Source organism: Nocardia sp. CA-129566 (assembly GCF_050956075.1).
Classification (GTDB): Bacteria; Actinomycetota; Actinomycetes; order Mycobacteriales; family Mycobacteriaceae; genus Nocardia.
The window spans coordinates 8,387,191-8,407,003 of record NZ_CP192085.1; the positions used below are offsets into that span (position 1 = coordinate 8,387,191).

The window sequence follows — 19,813 nt, forward strand, 5'->3', positions numbered from 1 at the left end:
ATCAGATGTCCTTCCCGTTCTTACGGGAGATCCGGACCCGCTTGCCGCTCTCCTCGTCGGTCCGGTAGCCGATACGGGTCGGCTTGCCGTCGGAGTCGACGACCATCACGTTGGACACGTGGATGGGGGCTTCCTGGGTCACGATGCCGCCCGAGGAGGCGCCGCGCTGGTTGGCGGAGTTCGCGACGTGCTTCTTGATCCGGTTCACGCCCTCGACCAGGACCCGGTTCTCCTTCGGGTAGGCCTGGATGACCTTGCCCTTGGCGCCCTTGTCCTTACCCGAGATGACGAGCACGGTGTCGCCCTTGTGCACCTTCATGTCAGAGCACCTCCGGGGCCAGCGAAACGATCTTCATGAACTTCTTCTCGCGCAGTTCGCGGCCGACCGGGCCGAAGATACGAGTGCCACGCGGGTCGTTGTCCGCCTTGATCAGCACGGCCGCGTTCTCATCGAACTTGATGTACGAACCGTCCGGGCGACGACGCTCCTTGACGGTGCGCACGACGACGGCCTTGACGACCTCGCCCTTCTTGACATTGCCGCCGGGGACGGCGTCCTTGACGGTGGCGACGATGATGTCACCGATACCGGCATAGCGACGCGACGAACCACCGAGAACGCGGATGCAGAGGATTTCCTTCGCACCCGTGTTGTCGGCGACGCGCAGTCGCGACTCCTGCTGAATCACTTCAGCCTCCTTGACCTGGATGTATACGCACGCCGGATTGCCGACCCGACGGGCATGGTCGTGTCACCACCCGAACGCGCGCCTACCAGCGGTTATCTGGATCTCGATGACCCAACCACTGGGGGTTCGCGGCCGGATTGCGGGCACAGCTCCCGCAGGCAACCGGTTCAGTGTAGGTGAATGCCCAGGTCGGTCCCAAATCAGGGCCCAGCAACCGAGGCTGAACTTCCGCTGTGAAACCGCGCCGATCAGTGCTCGCGAGCTGCGACGTTACTACCCTCGGGAAAAAGCAAGATCGTCAGTAGAACTGTGTGCATTCCACATCACCGCTGGAAGAGGGGTTCTCTTGAGTTCGTCCGCGCGCTCCGCCCGGCTCGGTCGTCGCACCTTCCTGATCGCACTCGGCGTGATTCCGGCCACCGCGCTGGTCTCCTGCTCGCGGGATCAGCCGGTGCGGCTCACCGGAGTCGATATGGGCGGTGCGGACGGGGCGATCCGGCCGCAGGACGATCTGTTCCGCCATGTCAACGGCGGCTGGCTGCGCGATTTCCAGCTGCCGCCGGATAAGCCGTCGTACAGCACCTTCGACGAGGTCAGCGATCGGGTCGAGCAGCAGCTGCGCGAGATCGTGGCAGGCATCGGCGACCCGAAGCCCGGGTCCGCCGAACAGCAGATCCGCGATCTCTACGATGCTCGAGTCGATCTGGCCGAAATCGAGCGGCTGGGCGTGGCCCCTCTGACGGATCTGTTCGCGGCGATCGACGGCGCGGCGACCAAAGCGGATCTGGCCAAGGTGATGGGCGGACTGCCGATCGGCGGCCTTATCGGTTTGTCCGTCGGGGTCGATCAGAAGAACTCGGCCGAGTACATCGCGAATATCTCCCAGTCCGGAATCGACCCGAATCTGGGCGAGAAGTATTACCGCAAGCCCGAATACGCCGAGCAGCGTGCCGCATATCAGAGCTATCTGCAACGCGTCGCCGGGGGCGCGGGCTTTCCGGATCCCGCGGGCACTGCCCAGCGGGTATTCGAGCTGGAGACCAAGATTGCCGCCGGTTTCTGGGACGACGTTCGGCTGCGCAATCCCGATGCCACCTACAACCCGATGAGCTGGGCCCAATTGACCTCGCTCGCACCGCAATTCGACTGGGAGCCGTGGCTGGCGGGCACTACCGACCGACCGCGCGCCCTGTTCGACCGCATCGTGGTCGACGAGCCGTCGTTCGTGACGGTGGCCGGAAATCTCTGGGCCGAGGTCGATATCGCGGCCTGGCGAGAGTATCTGCGGATGGCGGTGGTCAAACAGTTCGCAGCGCTGCTGCCCAAGGCCATTGCCGATGCCGAATTCGATTTCGTCGGCAAGGTGCTACAGGGTCAGCAGCAGCGTCCGGAGCTGTGGAAGGACGGCATCGGCACCATCAATGAGAATCTCAGCCAGCAGCTCGGGAAACTCTATGTGGACGAACACTTTCCGCCCGCGGCCAAAGAGCGGGCCATGGCAATGGTCGCCGATCTCATGTCCGCCTATCGGGCCGACTTCACCGATTCGACCTGGATGTCGCCGCCGACCAGGCAGGCCGCCATCGCGAAACTCGACAAGATCGTCACGAAGATCGGCTATCCGGACAAGTGGATCGACTACTCCGGGTTGACGATCACGCGCGGCAAGTTGATCGAATCCGTCCGTGCCGCGAAGCGTTTCGAGACCAGGCGCCGTTTCGCACGGCTCGGCACCCCGGTCGACAAGTCCGAATGGGCTATGCCGCCGCAACTGGTGAATGCCATGTACGACCCGGCTGCCAATTCGATCTCGTTTCCGGCCGCCATTCTGCAGCCGCCGTTCTTCGACAAGGACGCCGCGGCCGCGGTCAATTACGGCGCGATCGGGGCGATCATCGGTCATGAGATCGGACATGGATTCGACGATCAGGGGTCCCGCTACGACGGTGACGGCAATCTGCGCGACTGGTGGACGCCCGAGGACCGGGCCGCATTCGAAATCAAGACCAAGCAGCTCATCGAGCAGTACAACGCGCTGGTCCCGACTGGCCTGGATCCGAGCAGGCACGTCGACGGTGCGCTCACGGTCGGGGAGAATCTCGCGGATCTGCGTGGACTCGGCATCGCCCTGGCCGCCCTCGGCATAGCCGACAAACGCGACGGTAAGGACAACCCGGACCACCGCACAATGTTGCTGTCCTGGGCCCGGATCTGGCGGGACAAATCGACGAAGCAGCACCTGGAATTGCGACTGGCCATGGATCCGCATGCGCCCAACGAGTTTCGTTGCAATCAGGTGGTGCGCAATATCGACGAGTTCTACACCACCTTCGGCGTGCAACCGGGTGACAAGCTGTTCCTGCCCTCGGACCAGCGCGTCTCGCTCTGATACGACGGGCTGGCACTGCCCGGGACAGGTAGCCTCGGACCAGCACTATCGCGTATGACGAGGATGCGGCCGGACCGCATCGGGAGAGGAATCTTCGTGACATCATCCGGTCGTCCTGGTCAGCTGGACCGTCGCGCCTTCCTGGTGGCGCTCGGGCTGGTGCCCGCCGCTGTCGCCCTGGTCTCCTGTTCGAAGGATGCGAGTTCGGTCCAGCTGACCGGGGTCGATATGGGCGGTGCGGACGGGGCGATCCGGCCGCAGGACGATCTGTACCGGCATGTCAACGGCAAGTGGCTGCGCGAATACCAGCTGCCGCCGGATAAGGCCGCGGTCGGCGCGATCAGCGACGCCAGCGATCGGACGCTGGATCAGCTGCACGAGATCATCGAGGGCATCAAGGATCCGAAGGCGGGTTCGGAGGCGCAGCAGATTCGCGATCTCTACGACGCGCGGCTGGACGAGGCCACCTTCGAAACGCTCGGCATGACGCCGCTGGCCGATCTGTTCGCCAAGATCGACGGCGCGGCGACCAAACCGGATCTGGCCAAGGTCATGGCCGAGCTGCCGATCTCCGGGCTGATCGGCATCGGTATCGGGATCGATCGCAAGAATTCCAACGCCTATATCCCCACTGTCAGCCAATCGGGTATCGGGCTCAGCGAGCAGTACTACCGCAAGCCGGAATACGCCAAGCAGCTCGCGGGCTACAAGACCTATGTCGAGAAGATGTCCGCGGGCGCGGGTTTCGCCGATCCAGCGGGCATCGCGCAGCGCATGGTCGATCTGGAGACCAAGATCGCCGCGGCGCATTGGGACAGCGTGCGCAATCGCAATACCGACGCCACCTACAACCTGATGAGCTGGTCCGAATTGGTCGCGCTCGGACCGCAATTCGACTGGGATCCGTGGATGACGGGCAATACCGATCGACCGCGCTCGCTGTTCGACAAGATCGTGGTCGCGCAGCCCTCGTTCGTGACCGCGGCGGCGCAGCTGTGGGGCGATACCGATATCGCGCTGTGGCGGGAGTACCTGCGCGTCAATGTGGTCGCGGAGTATGCCCGCTTCCTGCCCAAGGCGATCCGCGACGCCCGCTTCGAATTCGTCGGCAAGGTGCTCAACGGGCTCGAGGAGCGACCGGAAGTCTGGAAGTCCGGCGTCGGCATCGTCAATGAGAATCTCGGCGACCAGCTCGGCAAACTGTATGTCGACAAGCACTTTCCGCCCGCCGCCAAGGATCGGGCCGAGCAGATGGTTGCCGACCTCATGGCCGCCTATGGGGAGAACTTCACCCATTCGTCCTGGATGTCGCAGCCGACCAGGGATGCCTCGATCGTCAAGCTCGACAAGATCGAGGCCAGAATCGGCTATCCGGACAAGTGGGATGACTACTCCGCGCTGAAGATCACCAGGGGCAAGTTGATCGAATCGCTGCGTGCGGTAAGCGCTTTCGAATCCAAGAAGGCGTTCAATCGGCTCGGCACTCCGGTCGACAAATCCGAATGGGGTATGTCACCGCAGACCGTCAACGCCTACTACTCCCCGACCAGCAACCAGATCACCTTCCCCGCCGCCTATCTGCAGCCGCCGTTCTTCGACAAGGACGCCACGACCGCGGTCAACTACGGCGCGGTCGGCGCTACCATCGGCCACGAGATCGGCCACGGCTTCGATGATCAGGGCCGCAAATACGACGCCGACGGCAACCGCAGCGACTGGTGGACCCCCGAGGACCTGGCCGCGTTCGAGGCCAAAACCAAACAGCTGATCGAGCAATTCGATGTGCTGGTACCCGAGGGTCTCGATCCCAGGTATCACGTCGATGGCGCGCTCACCGTCGGCGAGAACCTCGCCGATCTGCGCGGTCTGCAAATCGCCGTCGAGGCCTACCGCATCGCCGCCAAGCGCGAGGGCATCGAACCCGACTTCCAGCAGATGTTCTTCTCCTACGCCCGCAGCTGGCGGGAAAAGCAGACCGAGGAATCCACCATCAGCCTGCGCCAGGACGTGCACGCCCCCAACGAATTCCGCTGCAACCAGATCGTCCGCAATATCGCCCAGTTCTACAACACCTTCACCGTCAAGGACGGCGACAAACTCTTCCTCCCTGAAAAGGACCGCATCACCCTCTGACACCCGGTACGGAGCTCGGCGATGCGCCGGGCTCCGCCGTTACCGAACCAGGTCCGCGAAGCTGATCTCCCCGGGCACAACGTGCCCGAGTCGCACGAGATCCTTCCGGTGCAGGCGGTATTCGGCGGCGCGCGGATCGCCGCATGAGCCCGGCTGCTGGGCCGGGCTCATGCATATGGAAAGCCCTTCCAGCCGAAGGGCTTTCGCGCTCGGGCGCTCGGACCGGGCAGGTCAGATGGCACTGCCGGTCGAGGGCATGGGGATGTAGCCGGGCCAGATGCCTGGGTAGCCGGGCCAGTAACCCGGGTAGCCGGGCCAGATACGGTTGCCCCAGCCGCCGAGGCCCCAACCACCGCGGTCCCAACCACCGAGGCCCCAACCACCGCGGTCCCAACCACCACGGTCCCAGCCGCCGTAACCGTGGTGCCCGTGGATCTCCTCGCCTTGTTGAACGTCCGCACCCTGTTCCACCAATACGATCGCTGGCTCCTGGGCGGGCGCGGGTTCAGCGAGTGCAGGAACCACAACCGCGGCGATCGGGGTCAGCGCCATCGCGGACACCACTGCGACACGGGCGATCAATGGCCGGACACGTCCGGCGGAATTACTTCGAATCATCAGAAATACCTCTTTCGATATGCATCAGTCGATCAACGCCCAACTGAATGGGCTCGATCTCGATACTTCACGGACGGAAGGATCGACATGACACACTGAACGTACCGCTACTTAGCGGCACGTTCAATAGGTCAGTAACCGATGACGTGACATCAATTCATCGTCGGGGCCACGCGCGAGCCAGATCCAGCAGGTAGCGGAGTTCGTCGGCGTGGTCCGACAGCGCAAGCGGGGCGGCGCGACCGGTGGCGATGACCGGCGCCGATCTGCCATCAGCCTTCGCCTGTGCGGCTTGCGCGATGCACCGTGCGTATTCGCGGATATCGGCGTGCGCCTCGGCATCCGGGGCGAAGGGCTTCAATTGCACCAGGGCATCGTGGATTTCGACCGTCATCCGATACAGCCGCGACGCCGATCCCCCGGTGCCCTGACTCGCGGACTCCAGCACCACCTCGGGTACCGCCGCGGTGAGCACACGCCACAGCGGCCGCAGTCGGCGACAGCACCGACCGGCCCGATCCAACCCGGCCTGCGCCAGCAGCGCATTCCAAAGCGGAATCCCGATCAGCGCGGTGAGCAGGACCAGAGTCGCGTACGTACCGATCGCCCAAGCGGGCCCGGCCTGGTCAGGGCGAGTGCCGTGGACCGTTCGTACCAGGGCGATCATCGAAGCCACCGCGCTATACCCGCCGACGACGAGCAGTGCGCAGTAGGTGAGCCGTTCCTTCGCGGTGGCCTCGGCGGCGCGCAGTTCCCGCACACAGGCCCGGATGATCAGCAAACCGGACCAGATGGTCGGCATCGCACTCAGCAACCACACCGTCGATCCCCAATCGACGGAAAGACCCATGCGCGTGGCGACCGTGCCCACCAGCACGACGCACCCGGCCGCGGCCGCGATCGCGTCGTATGTGCGTTGGCGTCGAGCGGACGTACCCATGTCCGCTCCGTCGAGCAGCCTGGCGAAGCCGAAGACATTGGCCACGGTCAGCGCGCCGAAGATCGCGAACAGATCGAACGCGAGGTCCGCGGAACCGAGCCGACCAACCGCCACGAAGGCGAGCAGACCGATCAGATCCCATGCGAGCGCCCGATTGATCAGCCGGTTGCTGAGGGTGTCGTTGACCAGCAGCCACCGGCCGATGGTGATCGCGGCGACGAATACGCCTATCGCCACCATCACCGCCGCGGGCAGGGAGTTCATGCCCCCAGACAGTAGAACTCCGGTGCGCCGCGCACCAAGTGGATCAACGTGCGCCGACGAGTTCGTCGGCTTCGGCGAGTTCGGCCTGTTCGTCCTCGACGTATTTGTCGCCGGCGTAGAAGGAGGCCGCGGCGGCCAGGAACATCATCACGGCGGCCGCGACGAACACCACGACGAGACCCGAGTGGAATGGTCCGGTGAGCAGATGTGGGAAGAACTGCTGACCGGTGAGGGTATCCGCATGCACGCCCGGCCTGGCCAATTCGCCGGTGGGGCCGAGCAATTCCTGGATCGGGTTGTAGCCGAGGAAGGCGGCGAACATGCTCGCCACCGGCGGCAGATCGGCAAGTTGGGTCGCAGCGCCCGCGGAGACGCCCTGGGCGCGCAGGCCGCTGTCGAGTGCCGACGGGAGGCTGGCGGCCAGACCAACGACCATGAGGGAGAAGAAGATTCCCATCGACAGTGCATTGCCGCCGTTGAACAGGGTGCCGCGCATGCCGGAGGCGGCGCCGCGCTGCGCTGCGGGCACGCTCGACATGATGGCGGCGGTATTAGGGGAGAAGAATAGACCGCAGCCGATGCCGTTGAGCAGGATGATCGCGGCGAAGACCCAGTAGTGGAAGTCGACCGGGACGATCAGCAGCAACAGGAAGGTGAGGCCCGCAAGGATCGCGCCACCGGTGGTGAACAGGCGCGAGCCGTAGCGGTCCGACAGCCAACCCGAAACCGGTCCAGCGGCAAGGAATCCCACGGTCAGCGGCAGCAGATAGATACCGGCCCACAGCGGTGTCGATTCGTAGTCGTAGCCGTGCAACGGCAGCCAGATGCCCTGCAGCCAGATGATCAGCATGAACTGCATGCCGCCGCGGCCGATGGACACCATCAGGTTGGCGAAGTTGCCGAGACCGAAGGCGCGGTTGCCGAACAGCGACAGATGGAACATAGGCTCGGCGACCTTGGTCTCCACTATGCAGAACACGCCGAGCAGGGCGATGCCGCCGATGACCGCACCGAGCACCCACGGGTTGGACCAGCCCGTGGGGTGCCCGCCATAGGGCTGGATGCCGTAGGTGATACCGGTGAGCAGTGCGGTGAGTCCGAGACCGAAGGTGATGGTGCCCGCCCAATCGACCTTGCCCTCGGTCCGCTGGCCGACTTCGTGCAGCGAGCGGTACGACCAGATGGCGCCCAGGATGCCGATCGGCACACTCACCCAGAACACCGCGCGCCAATCCCATTCCGACAGCACGCCACCGATGATCAGGCCGAGGAATGAGCCAGCGACCGCGGCCACCATATTGATGCCGAGGGCGGTGCCGCGCTGCTTCGCCGGGAACGCGTCGGTGAGGATGGCCGTGGAGTTGGCCATCAGCATTGCGCCGCCGACGCCCTGTGCCACCCGCCAGACGATGATCCACATCGCGCCCGCACCACCGTGCAAGGGGTCGAAGGACAGCAGGACCGCGGTCGCGGCGAACACTGTGAAACCGAGGTTATAGATCCGGACCCGGCCGAAGATATCGCCGAGCCGCCCGAACATCACCACTAGAACCGCGGTGACCAGCAGATATCCCATCAGCATCCAGAGCAGGTAGCCGACATTGCCCGCCTCCAGCGGGTTCAGGCCGACGCCGCGAAAGATTGCGGGCAGCGAGATCAACACGATCGATGCATTGATCGCACTGAGCAGTACGCCGATCGTGGTGTTGGTCAGGACAACCCATTTGTAGTGCGGATGATCTCGGTCGTAGCGCATGCGACGACGAATGGTCTGGATGTCGTCGAGATCGAGATCGGCGGATGGAATCGTCACGGCGGCCCCTTGCTGATTTATTACCTCAGCAAACTATATAATTAGCTGATGTAACGATCAAATCGGAATCCCACCCTCCAGAACGGGCCGAGGTGATCGCCAAGACCGAGCCCAGATAGGTTAGCCTTGGCTGAGTTACCGCGAAGGAGGGTTCCACGATGAAATCTGTTCGGGCATCCCGGGGCTGGACGCGGGCGGCGGTGGCCGCGCTGGCCGGTGCCGTGGCCCTCGGTCTCACCGCGTGCGGATCGTCGAGCGACCACTCCGATTCCGGCGGCGCGGCAGTAACCATTACGCACGCGCGCGGCGAGACCACGATCGCTGGCACCCCGAAGAAGATCGTTACCCTCGGCAATCAATGGATGGACGCCGCGCTGGCGCTCGGCGTGGTCCCGATCGGCTACGTCGACAATGTCGCGGTGGCGTCCAAGAGCACGGCGCCCTGGGAACCCAAGTCCTTGGAGTCGGCGAAGTCCCTGAGCACCACCGGCAATCTCGCCGAACAGGTCGCGGCGCTGGAGCCGGACCTGATTCTGGCCGACCCGTTCATCGCGGATCAGAAGACCTACGACGAGCTTTCGAAGGTGGCGCCGACCCTGCCCGGTCTGTCCCAGGCTGCGGTGGCGCCGTGGCAGGAGCAGGTCACCGCGCTGGGCAAGGTGCTGCACAAGCAGGACGAGGCGACCAAGGTGATCGCCGATGTGGACGCGAAGATCGACGCGATCAAGCAGGCGAATCCGGGCCTGCCGGGTAAGACCTTCGTCAGCACCTGGCTGGCGAGTCCGGCGCAGCTGATGGTGCTGACCGACCCGAATGACGGCTCCAGCAAGGTCTTTACGCAGCTCGGCATGACCATTCCCAAGAACATCACCGATATGCCCGCCACCCAGGGACGCTTGGCGCTGTCACCGGAACGGGTGGACGCGCTGCGGGCCGATCTGCTGCTGGCCGGCTACTCCCCGGGCATGGACGAGAAGTACCGTCAGCTGCCGGGCTATCCACAACTGCCCGCGGTGCAGAAAGGCGCGGTCGCGTTCCTCACCACACAGGAGATCAGTGCGATCAACCAGCCGTCCGCACTATCGGTGCCCTACATCCTGAACAAGCTCGAGCCCTACTTCTCCGCCGCGGCGAAGTAGGTTCCCCGGCTGGACGGGCTCGGCGCCGCGGATTCGACGCTGCCCGTTGGCATCACGGCGCAATTCGCCGACGACCCGCACCGGTGCGGATTCTTCGTGGCGGATTCGGATCCCGAAGGGCCGGTGCCCGTTTCAGCCACCCGCCGCCGGTGTCAGGCCGACCCGAACGAATAACACCCTCCGGTGCGTGCCGATCCTGCAGCACGGCACCGGTCGCATGCTCAGCCCTGCGCGGCCCAGGAGTCCCGCAGCATGGCAAGGGCGTCCTGCGACAGCCCCGACGTCGTCATCGGCGCGTGCCGATGATCATCGGCGGCTGTGGCGGGCTCGACCACCACCGGGCCCCCCGCATCGATCGCCGCAGCCAATGCGCCGATCGTGAAATGCTCGAACACCAACTGCGGGGTCAGTGCCAGCCCGGCCGCACCCGCCCTGGTCGCCCACTGGATGGCGATGATGCTGTCACCGCCGAGGGCGAAGAAGCTGTCAGCGCGGCCGATGTCGGTGGTCTCCAGCAACTCCTCCAGCAATGCGGCCAGTGTCCGCTCGGTGTCGGTCCGCGGCGGACCGTCCTCGATCTCGACCGGCACCACCGCCGCACCTGCGCGGTGCACAACCGTGCGTGTGGCGTCCCAGCCGTCCGGGGTCACCCTCAGATCCGACACCGCGACATCGGGTTTCGCGGCGAACGCGGTGATGGTCGTCACCAGCGCGTCGGCGAACACCGCGCCGGTCGCGGGCTCGTAGAGATCGGAGTTGACCACCACGCGTACGGTCAACTCACCGTCGGCTTCGACCAGAAAATCCAGGTGCAGGTCCATGAACGCGACGTCGTACTGGGTTGTCAACGCGGTGACGGTGGTTGCGCCGTCCGCACTGAACGGAACCGGCCGCGGCCGCTGCCCGAAGTGCATCATCACCTGGAATAGCGGATTGCGGGCCAGCATCCGTGGTGGATTGAGGGTTTCGACAATACGCTCGAACGGCACATCCTGGTGGCCGAGCGTGCCGAGCGCGGATTCACGCACCCGATCGAGCACGATGCGCGGAGTCGGGTCGCCGGACAAGTCGTTGCGCAGCACGACCATATCGGCGAACAGGCCCATATTCCGATCAACGGCGGGACCGATTCGATTGGCGACGGTCGCACCGATCGGCAGATCATCACCGGCTCCAAGGGCGTGCAGCAGCACCGCCGCGGCGGCCTGACAGACCATGAATTCGGTCGTGCCGGACTCCTCGACCAGCGTCCGCACCGCGTGCCAAGTTCCGCCCGGCACGGTCCGCGTGGTGCTGACGCCCGCGCAACCCAATCGGGACGGGCGGGGCCGATCGTGCCCAACCGCGATCTCCACCGGCAGATCGGCCAGGGTGCGGCGCCAGTGCTCGAGCCGCGCGGCGCCGTATTCGCTGAGCTCGGCAGTGCCTGGCGCGTGGTCGAAATGGTGCTGTTGCCAGAGCGCGAAATCGGCGAACTGCAGGGGCAGTTCGGGGAACGACGGCGCCGCGCCGGCCAGCCGCGCGCAGTAGGCCGTCGTCAGATCATCGATGAAGATCCGGCACGACTCCACATCGGTCACCATGTGGTGCATCAGCACCGACAGCACGTGGGTCTGTTCGTCCAGGTGATAGAGGTGCGGGCGGACCAGCAGTTCGTCGGCCAGGTCGAACACATACTCCGCCGCCGTGGCCAACTCGCGTTCCAGCCGAGCCTGCGCCTCGGCCGACGTACCGCCGAGCACGGTACGCGGCAGCTCGACCGGTCCAGCTGGACGCACCAGCTGATGCGGTGTGCCCTCGTACTCGGGGAACGTGGTGCGCAGCACCTCGTGCCGTGCCAGCACGTCGGCGACCGCCGCGGCCAGCACATCGGCGTCCACTGGTCCGTCCAGTCGGACCGCGAACCGGAAGTTCTCCCATTCGAAGGGGCCCTCCAGCCGCCGCCGCAGCCAGAGTGCGCGCTGCGAGTAGGACAGCGGAATACGTTCCGGCCGTTGCTGCTTCGACGCGATGCCCGCCGTGTCCGCAGTGGACGGATCGAACGGCGCCGCGTCGTCGAGGTCGGCGCCGAACCGATCCCGATAGCTGGCAACCAAGTGGGCCGCCAGCCCGGCGACGGTCGGGGTATCGAATGGCGCGCGTACATCGATGTCCAGCCCGAAGTGCGCGCGGATCATGGTGACCAGCCGGGCCGCGAGTAGCGAGTGCCCGCCGAGTTCGAAGAAGGAATCGTCCACGCCGATTCGGTCGGTGTCGAACAGTTCGCCGAACAGCGCGGCGACCCGGATCTCGGTCGGCGACTGCGGTTCTCGATAGCTGCGCGATACGGTCAGCACCGGCTCCGGGAGCGCACGCCGGTCGAGTTTGCCGTGCGTGGTCAGCGGCACGGCATCGATCACCGCGAAGGCCGCGGGCACCATATGTTCGGGCAGCGCGGCCGCGACGACCGCGCGCACCTGGACCGGGTCGATCTGGGCACCGGGCACCGGTACCAGGTAGGCGGTGAGGATCGCCCCGAGAGATTCATGCTCGGTGACGAGCGCGACACACTGCGCGACGTCGGGGTGGTCGGCCGCGGCCGCCTCCACCTCCCCGAGTTCGATGCGGAAGCCACGCACCTTCACCTGTTCGTCGGCGCGCCCGATGAATTCGATCTCCCCGTCGACGGTGCGGCGCGCGATATCGCCGGTGCGGTAGAGCCGTCCGCCGGGCAGGAAGGGGTCGGCGACGAAACGCTGCGCGCTCTGTGCCGGCCGGTGCAGATAGCCCCGCGCCAACTGCGGGCCGCCGAGGTAGATCTCGCCGACCACCCCTGGGGGCACCAGGCGTAGCGACTCGTCGAGCAGGTAGACGTAGACGTTGCGGTTGGGAAACCCGATCGGCACGATCCTGGCGCCCTGCGGACCGTGCACCGGCATCGAGGTCGAGCACACGACCGCTTCGGTCGGCCCGTAGTGGTTGCGCAGTTCGGCGTCGAACTGCGCGGCGAACCTATCGGCGATCTCGCCGGGCAGTGCCTCACCGCCGACCGGGACATGCCGCAGCGCCCGCCAGTCGTTGGATTCCGGGAGCAGCAGGAAGGCGGCCAGCATGGACGGAACCATGGGCAGCACGGTGATCCCGTGCCGGGCGATCAGTTCGGTGATATACGGAATATCGCGGTAGGCATTGGGTTTCGGGACCACGATGCAGGCACCGGCGATAAGCGGCAGGTAGATATCGGCCAGCGACGCGTCGAAGCTGACCGAGGTCGCCTGCAGTACCCGCTCCGGGATGCCGGTGTCCCAATCCGCGGCGAAGTTCACCAGATGATCGGCGATGGCGTCGTGTGGAACGGGCACGCCCTTCGGCTTGCCGGTGGAACCCGAGGTGTAGATGACGTAGGCGGTATTCGAGGGCCGCAGCGGCGAAAGCCGGTGCACGTCGGCCGGATCGGTGACCGGCAGCTCGGCAGCCGCGGCTTCCGCGGCGGCAAGTTCGGCCACGGCCAATGAGCGCACCGGCCGGGCATCGGCGAGCAGATAATCGATGCGGTCGGCCGGGTAGCCGGGATCGATCGGCAAGTAGGCCGCACCGGACTTCATGACCGCCAGGCTGGCGACAATGAATTCGACCGAGGTGTTGAGCCGCAGCGCGATGAGGTCCTCGACCCGCGTGCCCTGACGAATCAGCCAGTGCGCCAGCCTGTTCGCGCGCTCATTGAGGGCGCGGTAGCTGAGCTCGACGGTATCGGAGACGACGGCGACTCGGTCCGGTGTGGCGACGACCTGACGCTGCACCAGATCGACAAGGGTGGTGGCGGGCAGCTCGACCAGCGGTCCGCGCGACACCGCGAGGATCTCGTCGCGGCCCGCGGCGCCGAACATGTCGAGATCGCGTACCAGGTTGCGCGGATCGGCCACCGCGCTGTCGAGCAGCCGCAGATAGTGGTCGAGCAACCGGGACACCAGCGGTCGGTCGAACTGGCTCACCAGGTAGGTGGCCTCGATCCGTGCACCCGCCTCGTCGAGCACAACCATGAAACCGAGGGCCTCCTGCGCGACCGAAGCGGCCAATTCCAGCTCGGTGGCGGCGATATCGGGCAGGTCGAAGCCGTTCGCGCTGCCGCGCACACTGAAACTGAGTTGGACCAACTGTTCGAGGCCGTCGCGGCCGGCCACCCGATCCGGGCGCACCGCGCGGACCACCTGCTCGACACCGATGCCCTGGTGGCCGAAGGCGCCCGCGCAGCCATCCCTGGTCGCGTCCACGAGCTCGGCGAAGGTCTGCGCGCCCGCCGGGCGGGCACGTAGCAGCAGCGTGTTTCCGAAGTAGCCGATGAGCGCTTCCGCCGCGGGGCCGCGGCGATCGGTCACCGGCATCGCTACGAGGAAATCCGTTGCCGCGGTGTAGCGCTGGATCAGCGCCTGGAACGCCGCGAGCAAGACCATGTACGGGGTAGCGGCATGATCGCGGGCCGCCGTGGCGACCCGATCGAGCAGGTCCCGCGGCAATGTCGCCACGCATGTGTCCGCGGCCCGGGTCACCGGGCCACCGGCCCGACCGGGCAGCTCCAACCGCTCGGGCAGCGGGGTCAGCGTGGCGCGCCAGTACGCCAGGTCGGCCGCGTCCTCGGCGGGCCGCTCGGTGAACGCGACATCGGCGTACTGCCTGCGGATTTCGGGCAGCTCGCCCGGCGTGCCGCGGTAGGCCGCGTTGAGCTCGCTGAAGAAGACCGGCCAGGAATCGTCATCCCAGCCGATGTGATGAATCACCAGGATCAGCGCATGCTCGGCGGCGCCGGTGCGGATCAGCAGCACCCGCAGCGGTGTCTCGGCGGTCAGGTCGAAGGGCCGACCGAACTCTCGCCGGGCCAGCACCTCCACCCGCCTGGTCCGCCCGCCTGTCGGCAAGTCGGTGAGATCATGCTGCTGCCAGGCGATTTCGGCGTCCGCACGGGAGAGCTGATACGGCTGTCCGTTGGCGTCGACATGGTAGGTGGTGCGCAGGATTTCGTGCCGGGCCAGTACGGTATCGAACGCGGCCCGCAATCGCGCCGCGTCGAGCGGGCCGACCAGCCGATAACCGACGCACACATTCAACGTGGTGTCCTCGGGATCGACCGTCTGCAGAAACCACATTCGCTGCTGCGCCGAGGATAACGGTGCGGGTGCACCCGCCGCCCTGGTCGGCGCCTGCGCGAGGCTCGTCGCGGTCAACTGACGTTCCTGCAGACGCTGCCGCAGTAGCCGCTTGCGCCGCTCGAGAATATCGTCCGACATCGCAAATCCTTTGAATGAGCTGTGGTTTCTGGGGTTTCGATCGATCAGTTGGCGCCGACGGCGACCGCGGAAACGGCACGCTCCAGCGCGGCGACGGCGTCGTGCCAGAGCCGGGTGAGCCGGTCCACCTCTGCCGCCTCGAACAGCGCCTCGCTCCAGCGCAACATGGTGACCAGCTGCGGACCGGCCGCGGTGGTGCGCACCCCGGCGATCACGTCGAGCGCGTACCGCAGCGGAAAATCCGGTTCCGGTATGCGCGGCAGACATTCGTGCAGCGCCAGGTCCGGGATCGGGGTCCACGGCTGACCCGCACCTGCCAGGTCGAATCGGCCGAGGTAGTCGAACAGCACCTGCGGTCCGTCGGCACGCACCAGTTCGGCCTGCCGGTCGAGGTAGCGCAGCACGCCGTAATCCGCACCCTCGTTCGGCATATCCGACAGGTGCGCGGCAACCGCATCGAGCAGCGCCGCCGCTCGCGCCGGATCCCGCTGTGCCACTGCGATATCCACACAATCCGCGCCGAGGCCGAGCCGGACCGGCACGATGCTGGTGAACCAGCCCACCGTGTGCGCGGTGTCGACCTCGGGACCGAACACCGCATCCTGGCGGCCGTGCCCCTCCAGCGCCAGGTAGGCACCGGCCGTGGCATCCTGACCGCGTTCGATGCGCCAACTCGCCAGGGTGATGGTCAGTGCGGTGAGCAGGAATTCGCGTACCCCGGCCGATCGGCCGCCGAGACCATGCAGGATCGCCGCGGTCGCCTCCGCCGAGGCGGGCACCGGGCTCACCCGGTAGGAGCCCCACGTGTCGGTGCGCGGGTCGGGCCGCCGACTACCGAGCACCGGGTCCGGGCCCGTGACCTGACGCACCCAGTAGTCACGCTGGGCCGCAACCGCTTCCGTGCCCGCGCGGGTCGCGAGCAGACGTGACCACTCCCGATAGCCGGTGTGTTCCCGCGGCGGGTGCGGTGTCTGTCCGGCGCGCAGCCGCGCCCAGCCCGCAGCGAGATCGGCGCTGATGACGTGCCAGGACACCGGGTCGACCGCTAGGTGGTGGATGGTCAGCAGCAGCACATCGGGTGCGTCGGCACGGACGAACCACACCGCGCGAATCATCGCACCGGCGAACGGATCGATCTGCTCGGCCACCGCTCGCGCCCGCTCGCTCAGCAAAGGCTCCAGATCGCCGGTGACTCGCGCCTGGGACAGGATGTCCTCGGCCCGCACCGCGCCGGGAGCGCGGGTGCTCAGCCCGTAGTCGGTTGCCGACGCGGTGAACACCGACCGCAGCAGATCGTGCCCGTCCAGCAGCGACTGCAGCACAATGGTCAGACTCGCGGCGTCGATATCCGTTGGCAGCTCGAGCAGATTGCTGAGGGCCAATCTGCGGTAGCCGCCGTACTCGTGCATCCACGACACGATCGGCACCGGGCCCACCGGGCCATAGTCCGCCACGCGGGCCGCGGGGGCTGTCTCGGCGCCCGCATCGATGCGAGCAGCCAGCTCCCGAATCGTCGCCGAGCTGAGCACCATCCGTGGAGTGACCGAAATACCCTCGCGGCGTAGCGAATTCACCAGCGAAATGGCCACGATGCTGTCCAACCCGAGGCCGACCAGGTCGTCATCGATGCCGGGCGTCGGGCCGCCGGACAGATCGGTGAGCACCGCGCACAGTCGACGTTCGGTTTCGGTGCGCGCGGGCACCGCCCCGGCGACGCTCAGTTCGGTCAGCGCCTGTGTGGCGAGCCGCTTGGTGTCGAGTTTGCCGTTGCTGGTCACCGGTAGCTGGCCGACGACCAGAACGCGTTGCGGGACCATATATCCGGGCAATTGCTCGGCGAGCGCGGCACGCAGCGCTGCGGCGTCGAGGCCGCCGCCGACCGCGAAGCCGACCAGGCTCGGCCCGCTGGCTCGGCGCACCACGATGACCGCTCCCGCACGCACCCCGGGCAGCGCGAGCAGCGCCGTTTCGATATCGCCGAGCTCGATCCGGTAGCCGCGGATCTTCACCTGGTCGTCGGCCCGCCCCAGATAGGCGAAATCGCCGGAAGGCAAGCGCCGCACCAGATCTCCGGTGCGGTACATCCGCTCACCCGCGCGGTAGGGGTCGGCGACGAACCGCTCGGCCGTGATCCCCGGCTGGCCCGCGTAGCCGCGCGCCAGCTGCGCGCCGGACAGGTACAGCTCACCCGCCACGCCGACCGGGACCGAGCGCATACCAGAGTCGAAGACGTAGCCGGTCATGCCGGTCACCGGCGCGCCGATGGTCGGCTCGGCATCGGCATCGGTCACCGCGGCCACCACCGCCTCGACCGTGGTTTCGGTCGGTCCGTAGCAGTTGTGCACGGCGGTATCGGGAAGGGCACACAGCTGCTGCCACAGCGACGCCCCGATCGCCTCGCCGCCGAGCGCGAGCACCGACAGCCGGATCCGGCCCGATTCGACCAGACCGGCGCCCGCCAACTGGGTGAACATCGATGGCGTTGTGTCGATCATGTCCAGCTCATGGCGCACGATGCCCTCGACCAGCCCGCGTGCATCGCGCATCTCCTCGGCCTCGAACAGGTGGATCGCGTGGCCGTCGAGCAGTCCGATCAGCGGCTGCCAGGACGCATCGAAACTCAGCGACCAGGCATGGGCGATGCGCAGCGGCCGTCCGAGCCGCGCCACCGCGGGGCGGTACACCCGGTCGCGGTGGTCGGCGAAATAACTGGCCAGTGCGGCATGCGTACCCATGACGCCCTTCGGTTCTCCGGTGGAGCCGGAGGTGAAGATCAGATAGGCGCACCGATCCGGTCGGCCCGCGACCGGTGCGGCGATCGGCAGGTCATCGGCAAGCGCGTCCAGCGACAGCGTCGGCGGCAGGTCGGCGATTTCGGCGAGCACGTCCGCGCTGTCACCCAAGACCAGTCGCGGGCGCGCTCGGCGCACTATGGATTCGATCCGCGTAGCGGGCAGGGTGAGATCCACCGGCACGTACGCGGCACCCGCGGACAGCACGGCGAGAATCGCGACGATCGAGCGGGCCGACCTCGGCATCGCCAGTGCGACAACATCTTCCGGGCCGACACCCCGCGCGCTCAGGGCAGCCGCCATTCGACCGGCGGCGTCCGATAGTTCACGATAGGTGTAGCGCTCGTGCGTGGTGCTCAGCGCGAGCGCGTCCGGCGTCGCGGCGACCTGGCGTGCGAACAGCTCCGGCACGCTGTGCCCGACCACCTCCGCGACGGTGGCCGCGGGCGGCAGCGGGGCCTCCCCTGGCAGCAGGATGTCGCAGGCATCCGGCCCCCGCTCGCCGAGGTCTGGCAGACCGCGCAGCACCGAGATCAACCGTGCGCCGATGTCCTTGCCCGACAACGCGCCCAGGGCCGCGTCGACAACCTCGATCACCACCACCAGCTGCCCTTCCAGCAGGAACGAGGTGACCGCGAGCGGGTAATGCGTGAGGCTTTCGGAGGCGATCGGCCGGAACCGGGTGCCGTCGGCGGTGACGGTGGGTTTCAGGACATCGCCGATCGGAGCGTTCTCGAAGACGAACAGCGTGTCGAACAGGGTGCCGACACCCACCGCGCGCTGGATCGAGGACAGGCTCACATACGCCAGATCACGCATGACAGCAGACTCGCGCTGCAGCAGCCGCATGGCATCGACACCGGATCGTTTGTCGTCCAAGTGGATTCGGGTGGGAATCGTGTTGATGAATAGACCGATCATGGTCTCCACGCCGCTCAGTTCGTCCGGGCGGCCGGAGACGGTGGTGCCGAAGACGACGTCCTGGCGGTCGGTGAGCCTGCCGAGCAGAATCGCCCAGGCGTATTGCACGACGGTATTCATCGTGAGCCCGTTGGCGCGCGCCCATCCGGTCAGCCGCTCGGTGTCGGCGGCGCCCAGCGTCAGTGTGTGGATCGCCGGGACGGTGGTGTTCACTGCGCCATCGCGGCGATCAGCGATGATGAGCGGGTCGAGTCCGTCCAGATATTCGCGCCAGCCGTCGACGGCCGCGTCAGTGTCGCGGGCGGCGAGCCAGCCGATGTAATCCCGGTACGGCCGGGGCGCGGGCAGCGCGTCCGGCGCGGCGCGCGCCTGGTACAACGCGAACAGCTCGCGGAAGAAGACGCCGAGCGACCAGCCGTCGAGCAGGATGTGGTGCGCGGTGATGACCAGCCGCCGCTGCTCGTCCGGCAACGTGGCCAGCAGCACCCGCAGCATCGGGCCGCGCGCCAGGTCGAACGGGCGGCGCGCCTGCACGGCGACGATATCGTCGAGTTCGCCCGCAGTGCAGTCGCATTCGGTCCACGGCAGGTCCACGGCGACGGGCACGATCTGTACCGGCCGCGGCAGATCGCGGTCCCAGAACGCGGCCCGCAGGTTGGCATGGCGCCGCAGGATCGCCTCGACGCTACGCCGCAGCAGGGCGATATCGACCGGACCGACGACCTCGAGCACGAATTGCACCGTGTAGAGGTCGCCCTCCCCCGCCAGCCTGGCCAGTGAGAACAGACCCTCCTGCAGCGGGCTCAGCGCGAGCACGTCCTCGATTTCGGGCGCGGGCGTGTTTTCCGCCATGA

10 protein-coding genes are annotated in these 19,813 nt (G+C 66.7%); 3 read left to right on the plus strand and 7 right to left on the minus strand.

Annotation, left to right across the window (positions count from 1 at the left end):
- Position 1: 1 nt before the first annotated feature.
- Positions 2-319, minus strand: coding sequence for a 50S ribosomal protein L24 (gene rplX / locus ACQP0C_RS37355; protein WP_355183835.1), 318 nt, complete (start codon positions 317-319; stop codon positions 2-4).
- Position 320: 1 nt separating this feature from the next.
- Positions 321-689 carry a 50S ribosomal protein L14 gene (gene rplN, locus ACQP0C_RS37360; protein ID WP_040686591.1) on the minus strand — a complete coding sequence of 123 codons (369 nt, stop codon included), beginning with the start codon at positions 687-689 and terminating at the stop codon, positions 321-323.
- A 346-nt stretch (positions 690-1,035) separates the two neighbouring features.
- Here rplN and ACQP0C_RS37365 point away from each other — a divergent pair, with 346 nt between their 5' ends.
- The gene (locus tag ACQP0C_RS37365; RefSeq protein ID WP_433727866.1) at positions 1,036-3,078 is read left to right on the plus strand and encodes a M13 family metallopeptidase; all 2,043 of its coding nucleotides are present in this window, start codon (positions 1,036-1,038) and stop codon (positions 3,076-3,078) included.
- 96 nt (positions 3,079-3,174) lie between these two features.
- A complete protein-coding gene (locus tag ACQP0C_RS37370) occupies positions 3,175-5,211 on the plus strand; it encodes a M13 family metallopeptidase (protein WP_433727868.1) in 2,037 nt (678 codons plus the stop codon).
- 231 nt (positions 5,212-5,442) lie between these two features.
- Here the strand turns inward: ACQP0C_RS37370 and ACQP0C_RS37375 are convergent, their stop codons facing one another.
- The 3 genes from ACQP0C_RS37375 to ACQP0C_RS37385 all read right to left on the minus strand — a co-directional run bounded on the left by ACQP0C_RS37375 (position 5,443) and on the right by ACQP0C_RS37385 (position 8,789).
- Positions 5,443-5,829, minus strand: a complete 387-nt coding sequence (locus tag ACQP0C_RS37375) for a hypothetical protein (protein WP_433727871.1) — start codon at positions 5,827-5,829, stop codon at positions 5,443-5,445.
- Between the two features lie 157 nt (positions 5,830-5,986).
- A complete protein-coding gene (locus ACQP0C_RS37380; RefSeq protein ID WP_433727873.1) occupies positions 5,987-7,033 on the minus strand; it encodes an MAB_1171c family putative transporter in 1,047 nt (348 codons plus the stop codon).
- 43 nt (positions 7,034-7,076) lie between these two features.
- Entirely contained in the window at positions 7,077-8,789 is a 1,713-nt protein-coding gene (locus ACQP0C_RS37385) for an MFS transporter (protein WP_433734763.1), read from the minus strand.
- Between the two features lie 215 nt (positions 8,790-9,004).
- On the opposite strand from ACQP0C_RS37385, the gene ACQP0C_RS37390 reads away from it, so the two are divergent.
- The gene (locus ACQP0C_RS37390) at positions 9,005-9,985 is read left to right on the plus strand and encodes an ABC transporter substrate-binding protein (protein ID WP_433727875.1); all 981 of its coding nucleotides are present in this window, start codon (positions 9,005-9,007) and stop codon (positions 9,983-9,985) included.
- Positions 9,986-10,206: 221 nt separating this feature from the next.
- Here ACQP0C_RS37390 and ACQP0C_RS37395 read toward each other — a convergent pair whose 3' ends face one another.
- Positions 10,207-15,246: an amino acid adenylation domain-containing protein gene (locus tag ACQP0C_RS37395; protein WP_433727877.1), complete on the minus strand. Its 5,040-nt coding sequence runs from the start codon at positions 15,244-15,246 to the stop codon at positions 10,207-10,209.
- Positions 15,247-15,290: 44 nt separating this feature from the next.
- On the minus strand, positions 15,291-19,811 hold the full coding sequence (locus tag ACQP0C_RS37400) for an amino acid adenylation domain-containing protein (protein WP_433727879.1): 4,521 nt from the start codon (positions 19,809-19,811) through the stop codon (positions 15,291-15,293).
- Positions 19,812-19,813: the final 2 nt, after the last annotated feature.